12 protein-coding genes, 1 tRNA gene and 1 other RNA gene are annotated in these 13818 nt (G+C 75.3%); 13 read left to right on the plus strand and 1 reads right to left on the minus strand.

All coding sequences use genetic code 11. The features are described from left to right. Positions 1 to 181 precede the first annotated feature (181 nt). The 6 genes from OCU29_RS04725 (at position 182) to OCU29_RS04750 (ending at position 6692) form a co-directional block, all read left to right on the plus strand. Positions 182 to 1555, plus strand: a complete 1374-nt coding sequence (locus OCU29_RS04725) for an EsaB/YukD family protein (RefSeq protein WP_261818999.1) — start codon at positions 182 to 184, stop codon at positions 1553 to 1555. A gap of 153 nt (positions 1556 to 1708) precedes the next feature. Then, the gene (locus tag OCU29_RS04730; protein WP_179615097.1) at positions 1709 to 2035 is read left to right on the plus strand and encodes a WXG100 family type VII secretion target; all 327 of its coding nucleotides are present in this window, start codon (positions 1709 to 1711) and stop codon (positions 2033 to 2035) included. Positions 2036 to 2085: 50 nt separating this feature from the next. Then, positions 2086 to 2379: a WXG100 family type VII secretion target gene (locus OCU29_RS04735; RefSeq protein ID WP_179615098.1), complete on the plus strand. Its 294-nt coding sequence runs from the start codon at positions 2086 to 2088 to the stop codon at positions 2377 to 2379. Between the two features lie 126 nt (positions 2380 to 2505). After that, positions 2506 to 3891, plus strand: coding sequence for a type VII secretion integral membrane protein EccD (eccD, locus tag OCU29_RS04740; protein WP_261819000.1), 1386 nt, complete (start codon positions 2506 to 2508; stop codon positions 3889 to 3891). A gap of 3 nt (positions 3892 to 3894) precedes the next feature. Further along, positions 3895 to 5352 (plus strand): type VII secretion protein EccB, encoded by a 1458-nt coding sequence (locus OCU29_RS04745; RefSeq protein ID WP_261819001.1) that lies wholly within the window; start codon positions 3895 to 3897, stop codon positions 5350 to 5352. Beyond that, the gene (locus OCU29_RS04750; protein ID WP_261819002.1) at positions 5349 to 6692 is read left to right on the plus strand and encodes a S8 family serine peptidase; all 1344 of its coding nucleotides are present in this window, start codon (positions 5349 to 5351) and stop codon (positions 6690 to 6692) included. The genes OCU29_RS04745 and OCU29_RS04750 overlap by 4 nt, the downstream gene beginning before the upstream one ends. 171 nt (positions 6693 to 6863) lie before the next feature. Here the strand turns inward: OCU29_RS04750 and OCU29_RS04755 are convergent. Further along, positions 6864 to 6951 (minus strand) — tRNA-Ser (locus tag OCU29_RS04755). Between the two features lie 149 nt (positions 6952 to 7100). Between OCU29_RS04755 and ffs the strand changes: the two genes are divergently transcribed. The 7 genes from ffs (at position 7101) to OCU29_RS04790 (ending at position 13806) form a co-directional block, all read left to right on the plus strand. Continuing rightward, positions 7101 to 7191, plus strand: an RNA gene (gene ffs / locus OCU29_RS04760) — signal recognition particle sRNA small type. Positions 7192 to 7282: 91 nt separating this feature from the next. Further along, complete coding sequence (locus OCU29_RS04765) at positions 7283 to 9592, plus strand: DNA polymerase III subunit gamma and tau (RefSeq protein ID WP_261819003.1); 2310 nt, start codon at positions 7283 to 7285, stop codon at positions 9590 to 9592. 99 nt (positions 9593 to 9691) lie between these two features. Next, positions 9692 to 10084 carry a YbaB/EbfC family nucleoid-associated protein gene (locus tag OCU29_RS04770; RefSeq protein WP_261819004.1) on the plus strand — a complete coding sequence of 131 codons (393 nt, stop codon included), beginning with the start codon at positions 9692 to 9694 and terminating at the stop codon, positions 10082 to 10084. 12 nt (positions 10085 to 10096) lie between these two features. Continuing rightward, on the plus strand, positions 10097 to 10693 hold the full coding sequence (gene recR / locus OCU29_RS04775; protein WP_179615104.1) for a recombination mediator RecR: 597 nt from the start codon (positions 10097 to 10099) through the stop codon (positions 10691 to 10693). Beyond that, a complete protein-coding gene (locus tag OCU29_RS04780; RefSeq protein WP_179615105.1) occupies positions 10690 to 11334 on the plus strand; it encodes a DUF5063 domain-containing protein in 645 nt (214 codons plus the stop codon). Before recR ends, OCU29_RS04780 begins: the two co-directional genes overlap by 4 nt. Positions 11335 to 11458: 124 nt before the next feature. After that, positions 11459 to 12763: an aspartate kinase gene (locus tag OCU29_RS04785; RefSeq protein WP_218876267.1), complete on the plus strand. Its 1305-nt coding sequence runs from the start codon at positions 11459 to 11461 to the stop codon at positions 12761 to 12763. Next, the gene (locus OCU29_RS04790; RefSeq protein WP_179615107.1) at positions 12760 to 13806 is read left to right on the plus strand and encodes an aspartate-semialdehyde dehydrogenase; all 1047 of its coding nucleotides are present in this window, start codon (positions 12760 to 12762) and stop codon (positions 13804 to 13806) included. Before OCU29_RS04785 ends, OCU29_RS04790 begins: the two co-directional genes overlap by 4 nt. The last annotated feature ends 12 nt before the right edge of the window (positions 13807 to 13818 follow it).

Genomic DNA, 13818 nt, shown 5'->3' on the forward strand with positions numbered 1-13818 from the left:
AGGGGGAGTGGGGACCTCGGGCTGGTGGCCCCCGGCGCGTGCTGGGGTGGCCCCCGCCGCCCGTGCCAAGCACTACCCTGCCTCACCACGGGCCAAACCGTCCTGACCTCTCCGGACCCCAGGGCCCGCGACGCTCGTCGCGCGACCGGCGCGGCGCCCGACCGGGAGCGGAGGTGGTCGCGTGACGACCGGCAGCGAGGCCCTCGACCGCGTGGCGCTGACCGTGCACGGCCCCGCGGGCGCCGTCGACCTCGTCGTGCCCCTGGGGGCCAGCGCCGCCGACGTCGCTCGCGAGTACGCCGCCCAGGCCGGGCTCGCCCGCCCGCCCGCGCTCGGCACGGCCGCCGGCCGCCGGCTCGACCCCGACGAGCCGCTGGCGGGCGCCGGGCTGCGCAGCGGGGCCCTGCTCGTCGCCCTCGGCGACCCCGGACGCCCCGACGCGGGCAAAGGGGTGCCGGGTCCCGTACCCGAGCGACGTACCGACGCCACGGCGCCCGGCCCGGTCGCGGGGGCCTGGGTGGGGGTGGCCGCGGGCCTGGCCGCCCTGGCCGGGTGGGCCGCGGCCCGTGCCGACGGCGCCCTGCACCAGGCGAGCGTCGGGCTGCTGGTGCTGGCCGCGCTGGTGGGGGTGCTGCCGCTGGGCCGGCTGGCGGCGCACCGTGTCGTGGCCGCCCCCGCCTTCGCCGGGGCCGCCGCCTTCGCGGTGGTCTGGGAGCCGGAGGTGGTGCTGCGACCCACTGCGGTCGGGGTGGCGGCGCTGGTCGCGGCGCTGGCCGCCGCCGTGGGCCGGTCCCTCTCGCGCGCCCAGGAGCAGGTGCTGCGGGTGTGGGTGGTCGTGGGCGCGGGCGTCTTCGGCCTCACCGTCGCCGGCGCCCTCGTGGGCGCCCCGACGGCCCTCGTGTGGGGCGTGCTCCTGGTGCTGGGCGTCCTCGCCCCGCGCTTCGTGCCCGGCCTGGCCGTCGACGTGCCCGACCAGCTGCTCCTCGACCTCGAGCGCCTCGCCGTCACCGCCTGGTCCGCGCGCGAGCGCCCGGCGGGGCGGCGCGGGCGCACGATCGTGGCCCCCGAGGCGGTGGCCGAGGTCGCCGCCGGCGGCGCGCGCACCGTCACGGCCGCCTGCGCGGCGGTGGTGGCGGTCGCGGTGGTCGCCGCGAGCGGCCTGCTGGGCGCCGTCGAGGCCGGTGTCGACATCGTCGGGGCTCGGCTGATGGTGCTGTTCTCGGGGGCGGCGATCGTGCTGGCGGCGCGCAGCTACCGCCACCGGGCCGCCAGGGCGCTGCTGCGCCTGGCGGGCCTGGGCTGCTGGGTGGCGCTGGGCGTCGACGTCGCCCCGGCCCTGCAGGGGAGCGCCGGGATGGCGGTGGCCGTGGGTGCGGTGCTGGTGGCCGGCCTCGTGGTGCCGGTGGCGGTGGCGACGGGCCGCGGCTGGCGCTCGGCCTGGTGGGCCCGCCGGGCCGAGGTCGCCGAGGGCCTGTCCTCCGCGCTGGCGCTGGCCGCGCTGGTCGTCGCCTCCGGGTTCTTCCGCCACCTGTGGGAATCCATCCCCGATGTTTAGAGGGTAAAGGCCGGGGTAGAGGACTGCGCGACAGCTCCATGCCGGGTCCGCGATGACGACACCGAATCGGCCCGCAGGCTGAAACGACAGATCCAGCGCGCACCCAGCGCAGACACCCGTGGCGACCCGGTCGCGACGGGAGAGGAGCAGGAGATGAGCAACGAGTTCGGACAGGGCGAGAAGACCCTCAGTCGGGCGGCCGGCATGGTCGCCCAGGCCCGTGGCGAGTTCGACGGCATCAGCAAGACGCTGATGGGCAACGTCGAGGCGATGCGCTCGCAGTGGGGCGGTCAGGGGTCGGTGGCCTTCCAGGCGCTGGCCATGGCCTGGAACGAGAAGCAGCAGAAGATCGTCAGTGCGCTCAACGAGTTCGAGTCGAACCTGGTGACCACCGAGAAGGACAACATGGCCACCGACGACTCCCAGTCGTCGTCCATGACGTCGCTGCAGAACAGCCTCGGCCAGCTGCCCAACGGCTGAGCCCCCCCACCAAGCGCACCCACACTCACGGACCTGGAGAACCCCAGATGATGAACGACGGCATCCGCGTCAACCACGCCGGGCTCGACACCGGCGCCGGCGACCTCGCCAACGGCGTCAAGCAGATCGAGGACCGCATGAACCGTCTCGAGGACGACCTCAAGGAGCTCAAGGGCGCCTGGGTCGGAGACGCCAAGGACTCCTACGCGGTCGCGAAGGCCAAGTGGGACCAGGCGATCCTGGAGATGAAGGACCTGCTGCAGAAGACCAGCGTGGCCGTGTCGCAGGCCAACCAGGACTACCGCTCCGCCGACCAGCGGGGCGCCTCGCTGTTCAACGGCTGAGCCGCAGCAGGCACCACCGCACGACGCACGAGTCCACCAGGGGGCCGGCACCGCGAGGTGCCGGCCCCCTGGTGACGCGCCGCAGTAGCATCACCGTCCGGTCGAGACCTCCGGCGAGGAGACGAGATGAGCCCCCCGATCAGCCCGGCGCCCGTGAGCGCCACCGGTCTGGTGCGCGTGACCGTCGCCTCCGGCACCCGGCGCGTCGACCTGGTCCTGCCCGGGGCGGTCCCGGTGGCCGAGCTGGTGCCCGAGCTCGCCCGCAGCGTCGGGCTGCTCGACCCGCTCACGGTGCACGGCGGCTACCGCGTGGTGACCGCCGAGGGCCGGCTCCTGGCCGCCGACGCCGGCCTCGTCGTCCAGGGCGTCGAGGACGGCGCGCTGCTCACGGTGACCGCCGGGGTCGACGACGAGCCGCCGCGGGTCTACGACGACGTCGTCGAGGCGATGACCGACGTGGTCGAGCGCGACCTGCGCCCCTGGTCGCCGGCCTCGGGGCGTCGTACCGCCCTGGGGGCCGCGGGGCTGCTGATGGCGATGGGCGCCGCCGCGCTGCTCGTGCAGAGCGACACCCTGCTCGCCGGCAGTGCCGCCGGGGTCGTGGCCGCCGTGCTGGTGGCCGGCGCCGTGGTCCTTTCCCGCGCCCAGGACGAGCCCGAGGCGGCCGTCGCGGTCGCCTGGATGGGCACGGCGTACGCCGCCGTGGCGGGGCTGCTGCTGGCCCAGGACGGCGCCCCGCTGACCGACCTCTCCGACCTGGCCGGCGTGGCCGTGGCCGCCGCCGGCCTCGGCGCCGTGGTGGCGGGCCTCGTCGCGCTGCTCGGGCTCGGCGACGGGCGGGCGCTGGTGCTGCCGCCGGTGGTCGTGGGCGCCGCCTTCACCGTCGTGGGGCTGGTGCTGCGCACCGGCGACGTCGACGCCGGCGTGCTGCTCGCGACCGTGCTGGTGCTGGTCGTGCTGATGGGCAGCCTCTTCCCGTGGCTGGCCCTCGGCATGACCGGAGCCCGGGTGGAGCAGATCTACAGCACCGCCGACATCACCGCCGACCCCGACGAGGTCGACCCCGACCAGGTCGGGCGCGAGGCCCGGCTGGCCCACGAGATCCTGCTGGCCATCACCGCGACGGTGGGGCTGCTGCTGGTGCTGGTGGCCCCGGTCGCGGTCGCGCTGGGGGTCTCCGGCACGCTGCTGGCGCTGGTCTGCTGCCTGGTCGTGATGCTGCGCACCCGTCAGTACCGCACCGGCAGCGAGGTCCTCGTCGGGCTGGTCTCCGGGATCGCCGGGCTGGCCTCGGTCGCCGTCGCGCTGCTGTGGCTGCAGCCGCAGTGGCGGCCCACCACCGCGCTGGTGCTGGCCGCCGCGGGGGCCGTGCTGCTGGCGGTCACCCTGCTGCCCGCCACCCCGTCGGTGCGCCGCGGCCGCCTTGGCGACGTCGCCGAGAGCGTGTGCCTGCTGGGCCTCGTCCCGCTCGCGCTGGTCGCCACCGGCGTCTTCTCGGCGATCGCCGGCTGAGCCGTGGCCACCAAGCGCGACCTCGTCGAGGCGCACGCCTTCAGCAGGCGCCGCCTGGTGACGGCCTTCGTCTCCGGCGCCCCCGGCGGCCGCGAGGTCGAGCCCGCGCGGCCCGGTCGCACCATCGTCGGCGGCGTCGCGCTGGGCGTGCTGCTGGTGGCCGGTGCCGCCATCACCGGCGTCTTCACCGACAACGCCCCCACCGACTGGGACGAGCCGGGCCTAGTCATCAGCAAGGAGCAGGGCGCGGCGTACGTCATCCTCGACGACGGTGCCGACCCCGACCCCGACGCGGAGACCGGCGACGACGCCGGGCCGCAGCTGCGACCGGTCCTCAACATCACCTCGGCCCACCTGATCCTGGGCGCCGAGGGCCTCGAGCCGCGCATCGTGTCGCAGGAGACCATCGAGACCCGGCCGCTGGGCGAGGACATCGGCATCCTCGACGCGCCCGCGAGCCTGCCCGGCACCGACGCGCTGGTCGAGTCGGGGTGGAGCGCCTGCACCGGCGACGGGCTGGGGCTCAAGGTGGCGCTCAGCGAGACCCCCGAGGTCACCGCCGCGCCGGGCACGGCGTTCCTGGTCAAGGTCGCCACCCGCAGCCGCAGCGACGCGGCGTACTGGGTCGTGGCGACCGCGGAGCGCACTGGGCAGGAGACCGAGGCCTACCGCTACGCGCTGACCATGCCCGGCGGGTCGCAGCGCAACGCGTTCCTCGCCGCGCTCGACCTGCCGCTGCTCGACACCGCGACCAAGGTGCCGGCGGAGTGGCTCGAGCTCTTCCCGCGCGGCGCCGACCTCGACGCCGGCAGCTTCGACGTGCCCGGGCTCGGCGACCCGCTGCCCGGTGGCGGCGGGCGCATCGGCGACTACGTCGTCGACGAGGGCGGCGGGGGCTACCTGGTCACCGCCGACGGCGCCGAGCTGCTCGACGAGTTCGCGCTGCAGGTGCTGGCCGCCTCCGAGCTGCCCGGCGGCCGGCTGCCCCGGGAGCTCGCCGAGCTGCCCTCGGGCAGCGACGGGTCGTCGCTGGTCGCGGCCAACCGCTGGCCCGAGGACGTGCTCGACGACGAGCCCGGCGAGCACTGCGCGCTGCTGGAGACCGCGGCGGGGGAGGCCCCCCGGGTCCAGGTCGCGGTCAACCCCGTCGGCGAGGCCGCGGCGCTCGACGTCCCCCGCGGCGAGCGGGTCGTCGAGGTCGAGCCCGGCGGCGGCGCCTACGTGATGAGCGGCGGCTGGGGCGACGTCGAGAGTGGCAGCCGCTGGGCGGTCGACCAGAAGGGTCGCGCCAACGCGCTGGTCGGCGACGACACGCCGACGCTGCTCGGCTACGGCGGGTACGACCCGGTGCTGGTGCCCGACGCGTGGCTCGAGCTCTTCGCCCAGGGCGTGCCGCTCTCGCAGGCGGCCGCGCTCTGCCCGCCCGACCGCGACCCGGACGCCGGGTCGGGCTGCGCGTGAGCACCCGGGGCGCCCGCTGGGCCACGGCCGCGGCGACCTGCGGGGTGCTCGCCCCGCTGACCCTGCTCGGGCTCGGGGCCGTAGCGCTCGGCCAGGCGGCCCAGGCGGCCGCGCCGGGCCCGGCCGCCCCCGAGACCCGCTCGTGCACCGAGGTCGCGGCCGACGACCCGCGCGTGGGGCCGTGGGCCGGGCCCAGCCGGGCCCTGGCCGCGACGGGGGTCCTCGAGGCCCAGGACCTGCTGCGTCGCCGTGGCGTGACCCCCGGGGCCGGGGTGGTGGTCGCCGTGGTCGACAGCGGCATCGCCGACGCGGCGAGGCTGCCCGCGGCGCCCGGGGTGGCGGCGTACGGGCAGGGCGGCGCCGTGGTCGACCCGCACGGCACGATCGTCGCCGGCCTCGTCGCGGCCCCGCCGCGTCCCGGGGGTGGGGGCGCCGTGGGCGTGGCGCCCGGCGCCCGGCTCGTCGACGTACGGGTGCTCGACGCCTTCAGCCCGCAGGAGGGGCAGGCGGGGCCGCTGGCGGTGCGCGTCGCCGAGGGCCTCGAGCACGTCCTGGCCGAGGTGCGCCGGGCCGGGGGCGGCGAGCCGGCCGTCGACGTCGTCAACGTGTCGATGGCGGTGCCGCCCGAGCCGCGCATCGACGCGGCGGTCGAGGCGCTGTGGCGCGAGGGCGTCGTGGTGGTCGCCGAGTCGGGCGACCGGCCGGTCGACGAGTCCGACCCGCTGCCCGACGAGCTGGCCGTCGCAACCCCGGGGGAGGACGCCGCGACGCAGGTGCACCCGGCGGGGGCGGGGAGCGACGGGGAGGAGCCGGGCCGCCACGTGCTCGCCGTCGGTGCGGTCGCCGAGCCCGACGGCTCGGGCGGCCCCGCCGACGAGCTGCTGCGCAGCAGCGCGATCGACGTCGCCGCGCCCACGGCCGGCGGGGTCTCGATCGGTCTCAACGGCGGCTCCTGCGGCGTCGACTCCGTGTCGACCTCGTGGGCGGCCGCCCAGGTCACCGGGGTGGTGGCGCTGCTGATGTCGGCCTACCCCGACGACACCCCCGCGCAGGTCCTCGACCGTCTGGTCTCCACCGCCGACGGCCGCGCCGACGTCCGCTCGCCCCTGCGCGGCGCCGGCGTCGTGCGCGCCGACGAGGCGCTGGCGCGGGGGCTGGCCGCCCGCCCCGACGCCGCCGCCCCAGGAGCCGAGGCCGAGCCCGCCACCGCCCCGGCCGCGGAGCCCGACCTGCTCGCCGGCATCCGCGACGACGCCGTGTGGTGGGGCGTGCTCGGCGGCGGCGCGCTGCTGCTGGCGCTGGTGCTGCGCCCGGTCCTGGCCCGCCGTGACCCGGCCTGAGTCTCCCCCTGACCCGGCGCAGATCTCGCGCTGACCCGGCCCGGATCTCGCGCTGACCCGGCGCAGATCTCGGGCGGGGTGGAGGTCTGCGCCGGGTCGACGCGAAGATCGGGCCGGGTCGGCGGGGAACACGAACGGCGCCGGTCCCACAGGGGAGCGACGCCGTCCGGATGGCGGAGGATAGGGGATTCGAACCCCTGAGGGCGTTAACCCAACCCGCTTTCCAAGCGAGCGCCATAGGCCACTAGGCGAATCCTCCGCCGAGGAGCGTACCGGTGCCCCGGGACGGGGCGAAATCGCCCCCTCACGTCGTACGCCGGTGGCGCGCTGCCGAGGCGCCGGGCCCGGCACCGCGCCCGGGGCCGGCCTCGTGTTGGTCGCCCCGGCCACCTCACCTACACTCGTGCCAACCCCCCGTGTGGCGACATCTTGCCCAACTCCCCCAGGGCCGAGAGGCAGCAAGGGTCAGCGAGCTCTGTCGGGTGCGCGGGGGGCCTTTTCATGCCCGGACGCGGGTGGCCCGGGGGTCGTGCTCCCCAGGTCCCCTCCTGGCGATGGCCAGTGTCGGACCTGCTGGTTAGGGTCGTCGTGTGGAGTCCCCCCTCGCCCTGTACCGCCGCTACCGGCCCGAGACGTTCTCGGAGGTCATCGGGCAGGACCACGTCACCGAGCCGCTGCGCGCCGCGCTCGCCAACAACCGGGTCAACCACGCCTACCTGTTCTCCGGGCCGCGCGGGTGCGGCAAGACCACCTCAGCGCGCATCCTCGCCCGCGCGCTGAACTGCGAGCAGGCGCCGGTCGCCGACCCCTGCGGGGAGTGCGACAGCTGTCGCGACCTGGCCCGCGGCGGGCCCGGGTCCATCGACGTGATCGAGATCGACGCGGCCAGCCACGGCGGTGTCGACGACGCCCGCGACCTGCGCGAGAAGGCGTTCTTCGCGCCGGTGCGCAGCCGCTACAAGGTCTACATCATCGACGAGGCCCACATGGTCACCACGCAGGGCTTCAACGCCCTGCTCAAGCTCGTCGAGGAGCCGCCGCCGCACCTGCGCTTCATCTTCGCGACCACCGAGCCCGACAAGGTGCTGCCGACCATCCGCTCGCGCACCCACCACTACCCCTTCCGGCTGATCCCGCCGCGGCTGCTCTCCTCCTACCTCTCCGAGCTGTGCGAGCTCGAGGGGGTCCCGATCGAGCAGGCGGCGCTGCCGCTGGTGGTGCGCGCCGGCGCCGGCTCGGCCCGCGACACGCTCTCGGTGCTCGACCAGCTGCTCGGCGGCGCCGGGTCCGCCGGCGTGACCCACGCCCTGGCCACGGGGCTGCTGGGCTACACCCCCGACTCGCTGCTCGACGAGGTCGTCGACGCGTTCGCCGCCGGTGACGGCGCCGCGGTCTTCGGGGTGGTCGACAAGGTGATCGAGACCGGCCAGGACCCGCGCCGCTTCACCGAGGACCTGCTGCGCCGCCTGCGCGACCTGGTGATCGTGGCCGCGGTGCCCGACGCCCCGGCCACCGGGCTCATCGACGTCAGCGAGGACGCCGGTGAGCGGCTCGTGGCCCAGGCCGCCCGCTTCGGCGCGGCCGAGCTGACCCGGGCCGCCGACCACGTGGCCGCCGGCCTGACCGAGATGCGGGGCGCCACCGCGCCCCGGCTGCTGCTCGAGCTGATCTGCGCCCGGGTGCTGCTGCCGGGTGCCGACCACTCCACCGACGGGCTGACGGCCCGCCTCGACCGCATCGAGAAGCGGATGTCGGTCTCGGGGGTCCCCGCCAGCGCCCCGGCCCGCCCGCAGACCCAGGTCCCGGCCCAGGACCGGCCGGCCCCCGCGTCGTCGACGCGCGCGCCCGACCAGGTCGCCGAGGCCCCCGCCGGGGCGGCGGTCGCGCCCTCGGCCACCGCGCCGCACGCCGAGCCCGCGCCCGAGCCCGTGCCCGCCCCGACCCCGCACGCCTCCACCCAGGCACCGTCTGTCCAGCCGACGTCCCAGCCCACGCCCGAGCCGGTCCCGCAGCCCCAGGCCGCGCCCGCCCCGCAGGCGTCGGCGCCCCCGCAGACCAGTGCCCCGAGTCCCCAGAAGCCCAGCGGCCAGCCCGGCGGCCAGCCCGGTGACCAGTCCGCCGAGCCCGCGGCGGGTGCGCTGAGCCTGGTCGAGGTGCGCCGGCTGTGGCCCGACATCGTCGAGGCCACCAAGGTGCGGCGCCGCGTCACCTGGATCCACCTCACGCAGAACGCGCAGGTGGTCGCGGTCGACGCGAGGACGCTGACGCTGGGCTTCGCGAACGCGGGTGCCCGCGACTCCTTCGACGGCAACGGCAGCGCCGAGATCGTGCGCCAGGCAGCGATCGACGTGGTGGGCTCCGACTGGCGCATCGAGACGATCGTCGACCCGGGCGCCACTCCCGACTCGACCCCGGTCGTGACCCGGCAGGCGGCCCCCAGCGCGCCCGAGCAGCCCGCCGCCCCCGCCGCTCCGGCACGCCCGGTCGACCAGCAGCCCGCCCAGCAGTCCGCCCAGCAGCCGGTGGTCCGCGACACCCCGCCGTCCGCAGCCGAGGCCCCGTCGCCGGCCGCGCCGGCCCCGGAGCGCCCCCCGGCCTGGATGGACGAGCCGCCCCCGGACGACGACCCGGGCGAGCCCGGTCCGCCGCCGGGCGAGCCCCAGGCTGCCGCGCCCGCGCAGCGCCCCCAGGCGGGCCCCGGCTCGATCGCCGCCGCCCGGGGAGCCATCCAGCAGACCCGGGTGGCCGGCCCCGACACCTCGCGCTCCGACGACCTGCGCGCCGCCGACGCCGACGCCCACCCCGACGACCTCGACGCCGACGACGAGACCCTCGGTGGCGCCGCGCTGCTCGAGCGCGAGCTCGGCGCCCGGGTCATCGAGGAGATCCCCCACCAGTGACGACCCGGCGACCGCCCGGGTGACCTGCCGCACGACACACTGAGCACACCAGCTCCCACGACTCCCCATGACTCCCCACGACACCCAGAGGTGACTCCCATGAGCCAGAACCCCTTCGATGCCCTCGGCGGCGCAGGCGGCGGCCTCGACATGAACGCCCTGCTGCAGCAAGCCCAGCAGATGCAGGAGCAGCTCCAGCAGGCCCAGGAGCGGCTGGCCGAGGCCGAGGTCGAGGGCACCGTCGCCGGCGGAGCCGTCACCGTGCGGGTCAACGGCGTGGGCGAGCTCGTCGGTGTCGACATCAAGGCCGGCGGCTTCGACGGCAGCGACGCCGACGACCTCAGCGACCTCGGCGACATGATCGTCGCGGCGTACCGCGACGCCAAGGCGCAGGCCGACACGATGGCCGGCGAGGCGCTCGGCCCGCTGGCCGGCGGCGGCATGCCCGGCGGCGGCGCTCCGGGCGGCCTGCCCGGCCAGCTCGGCTTCTAGGGGCGCACGACCTTGTACGAGGGCGTCGTCCAGGACCTCATCGACGAGCTCGGGCGGCTGCCCGGGGTCGGGCCGAAGAGCGCCCAGCGCATCGCGTTCCACCTGCTGCAGGCCGACCCGGTCGACGTGCGCCGGCTCGCCGACGTGCTGCTCGAGGTCAAGGCGAAGGTGAAGTTCTGCTCCACCTGCTTCAACGTCTCCGAGGACGAGCAGTGCCGCATCTGCCGCGACCCCCGCCGCGACCCGTCGGTGCTGTGCGTCGTCGAGGAGTACAAGGACGTCGTGGCGATCGAGCGCACCCGCGAGTACCGCGGCCGCTACCACGTCCTGGGCGGGGCGATCAGCCCCATCGACGGCATCGGACCCGACCAGCTGCGCATCCGCGAGCTCATGACGCGCCTGGCCGACGGGGTGGTCACCGAGGTCATCCTGGCCACCGACCCCAACCTCGAGGGCGAGGCCACCGCGACCTACCTCACCCGGATGCTCAAGGTGATGGACTTGCGCGTGACCCGGTTGGCGAGTGGACTGCCGGTGGGTGGAGACCTCGAGTACGCCGACGAGGTGACCCTCGGACGGGCGTTCGCAGGAAGGCGGGCAGCGGAATGACGAGCACGAGCAGCACCGACGGAGCGCACGAGGCGGGCAGCGGACTGGCCGAGGGGCTCGTGGAGGCCCTGGCGCTCGACGCGGAGACCCACGAGTTCGCGCAGCAGATCGCCGACCAGGTCGCCAGCTTCCTGCTGGCGCTGCGAGCGATCGCCGAGGAGGCGGACGGCGGGCGGGCGATCTCGCTGCTGCTCCTCGAAATCAGCCAGGTCCTGCTGGCCGGCGCCCGCCTCGGCGCCCAGCAGGACTTCACCCCGCACTCGCGCTACCAGCCCGACGTCGGCCCCGAGCCCGACCTCGACGAGCTGCGGATGCGTCTGGCGGCGATGCTCGACAACATCGACACCTACAGCTTCGTCTTCGACCCCTACGTGCCCGACGTGGTCGAGAGCCAGCTCTCCGACGACCTCGCCGCGATCGCCACCGACCTCGACACCGGCCTGCGGCACTTCCGTGACGGCAACGTCGGTGAGGCGCTGTGGTGGTGGCAGTTCTCCTACGTCTCCTCGTGGGGCAACCTCGCCGGCGCCGCGCTCAACGCCCTGCTCTCCGTGGTGGCCCACGACCGCCTCGACGTCGACGTCGACCTCGACGCCGACCAGGTCGCCGCGGCCGACGCGCTGCTCGGCGACCGTCCCTGACCCCGGCGGCCGGCGGGGCCCGGACGGGCCGGACGGTGGGCGTGAGATGCGTCCGGGAGGTGGCGTCGAGCCCCGGTAGACTCCGACCCGGTCATGGTGGGCCTGCCGGCCCACGCCCCCTCACATGCGGAACGGGAAGTCTGTCGTGGGCATTGTCGTCCAGAAGTACGGCGGTTCGTCGGTCGCTGACGCAGCTGCGGTCAAGCGGGTCGCGCGCCGCATCGTCGAGGCCAAGAAGGCCGGGAACGACGTCGTCGTCGCGGTGTCCGCGATGGGGGACACCACCGACGACCTGCTCGAGAAGGCGCAGGCGGTCAGCCCGCTGCCGCCGGCCCGCGAGCTCGACATGCTGCTCACCGCCGGCGAGCGGATCTCGATGGCCCTGGTGGCGATGGCGATCTCCGACCTCGGCTACAGCGCCCGCTCCTTCACCGGTTCGCAGGCCGGCGTGATCACCGACTCGGTGCACGGCAAGGCCAAGATCATCGACGTCACCCCGGGGCGCATCCGCACCGCCATCGACGAGGGCCACATCGTGATCGTGGCCGGCTTCCAGGGCGTCTCGCAGGACACCAAGGAGATCACCACCCTGGGTCGCGGCGGCACCGACACCACCGCGGTCGCGCTGGCCGCGGCGCTCGAGGCCGACGTCTGCGAGATCTACACCGACGTCGACGGCGTCTTCACCGCCGACCCTCGCATCGTGCCGACGGCGCGCAAGCTCGACCGCGTCACCTACGAGGAGATGCTCGAGCTGGCCGCCAGCGGCGCCAAGATCCTGCACCTGCGGTGCGTCGAGTACGCGCGCCGCTTCGACATCCCGATCCACGTCCGGTCCTCGTTCAGCCAGCTCGACGGCACCATCGTCTCCGGCAGCATCGAGGACCCCGCGCCCGAGGAGGGCACCATGGAGCAAGCGATCATCGCCGGCGTCGCGCACGACCGCAGCGAGGCCAAGATCACCGTCACCGGTGTGCCCGACAAGGTCGGCGAGGCGGCCCGGATCTTCGCGGCGCTGGCCGAGGCGCAGATCAACCTCGACATGATCGTGCAGAACGTGTCGGCGGCCTCGACCAACCTCACCGACATCTCCTTCACGCTGCCGCGCACCGACGGCCAGACCGCGATGACGACCCTGGCGGGCCTGCAGGACCAGATCGGCTTCGAGTCGCTGCTCTACGACGACAAGGTCGGCAAGGTCTCGCTGATCGGGGCCGGCATGCGCAGCCACCCGGGCGTGACCGCGAAGTTCTTCTCGGCCATCGCCGAGGCCGGGGTCAACCTCGGCATGATCTCCACCTCCGAGATCCGCATCAGCGTCGTCGTGGCCGACGAGGACGTCGACGCCGCGGTCGCCGCGACCCACACGGCCTTCGACCTCGACGCCGACGAGGTCGAGGCGGTCGTCTACGGCGGGACCGGCCGATGAGCGGGCTGCGCATCGGCGTCGTCGGCGCCACCGGCCAGGTCGGCGTGGCGATGCGCCAGATCCTCGCCGAGCGCGACTTCCCGGTCGAGGAGATCCGTTTCTTCGCCTCGCCGCGCTCTGCCGGCAAGGTGCTCGACTTCGCCGGCACCGAGGTGGTCGTCGAGGACTCCGAGACCGCCGACCCGACCGGCCTGGACATCGCGCTGTTCTCCGCCGGTGCCACGGCCTCGCGGGCCTTCGCGCAGCGCTTCGTCGACGCGGGCGTCATCGTGGTCGACAACTCGAGTGCCTTCCGCAAGGACCCCGCCATCCCGCTGGTGGTCGCCGAGGTGAACCCCGAGGCCGCCGCCGACGTGATCGCGGCCGGGCGCGGCATCATCGCCAACCCCAACTGCACCACGATGGCCGCGATGCCGGTGCTCAAGCCGCTGCACGACGAGGCGGGGCTGGTGCGGATGATCGCGTCGACGTACCAGGCCGTCTCGGGCTCCGGCGTGGCCGGCGTCGAGGAGCTGGCCGGCCAGGTCGAGGCGGCGGGCGGGAAGGCCCGCGAGCTGGCCTACGACGGCGAGGCCGTCGACTTCGGCGAGCCGGGCGTCTACCGGCGCACCATCGCCCACAACGTGCTGCCCTTCGCCGGCAACCTCGTCGACGACGGTCTCGGGGAGACCGACGAGGAGCAGAAGCTGCGCAACGAGTCGCGCAAGATCCTGGGGCTGCCCGAGCTGGCCGTCTCGGGCATCTGCGTGCGGGTCCCGGTCTTCACCGGGCACTCCCTGGCCCTCAACGTCGAGTTCGCCTCGCCGCTGAGCGTCGAGCGCGCCACCGAGCTGCTCGGTGCCGCGCCGGGCGTCGAGCTCAGCGAGATCCCCACCCCGCTCCAGGCCGCCGGCAAGGACCCGTCGTACGTCGGCCGCATCCGCGCCGACGAGGGCGTACCGGGTGGTCGTGGGCTCGCGCTCTTCGTCTCCAACGACAACCTGCGCAAGGGCGCGGCCCTCAACACGGTGCAGATCGCCGAGCTGGTCGCCGCCACCCGCTGAGCGCCCGCACGA

It is taken from the genome of Nocardioides sp. OK12 (assembly GCF_024341885.1).
GTDB classification, from domain to species: domain Bacteria; phylum Actinomycetota; class Actinomycetes; order Propionibacteriales; family Nocardioidaceae; genus Nocardioides; species Nocardioides marinisabuli.

Coding starts and splice junctions, on each gene's coding strand:
- OCU29_RS04770 (WP_261819004.1), top strand. CDS start 9,692: ATGAGCCAGAACCCCTTCGATGCCCTCGGCGGCGCAGGCGGCGGCCTC.
- eccD (WP_261819000.1), top strand. CDS start 2,506: ATGAGCCCCCCGATCAGCCCGGCGCCCGTGAGCGCCACCGGTCTGGTG.
- OCU29_RS04780 (WP_179615105.1), top strand. CDS start 10,690: ATGACGAGCACGAGCAGCACCGACGGAGCGCACGAGGCGGGCAGCGGA.
- OCU29_RS04785 (WP_218876267.1), top strand. CDS start 11,459: ATGCGGAACGGGAAGTCTGTCGTGGGCATTGTCGTCCAGAAGTACGGC.
- OCU29_RS04735 (WP_179615098.1), top strand. CDS start 2,086: ATGAACGACGGCATCCGCGTCAACCACGCCGGGCTCGACACCGGCGCC.
- OCU29_RS04730 (WP_179615097.1), top strand. CDS start 1,709: ATGAGCAACGAGTTCGGACAGGGCGAGAAGACCCTCAGTCGGGCGGCC.
- OCU29_RS04790 (WP_179615107.1), top strand. CDS start 12,760: ATGAGCGGGCTGCGCATCGGCGTCGTCGGCGCCACCGGCCAGGTCGGC.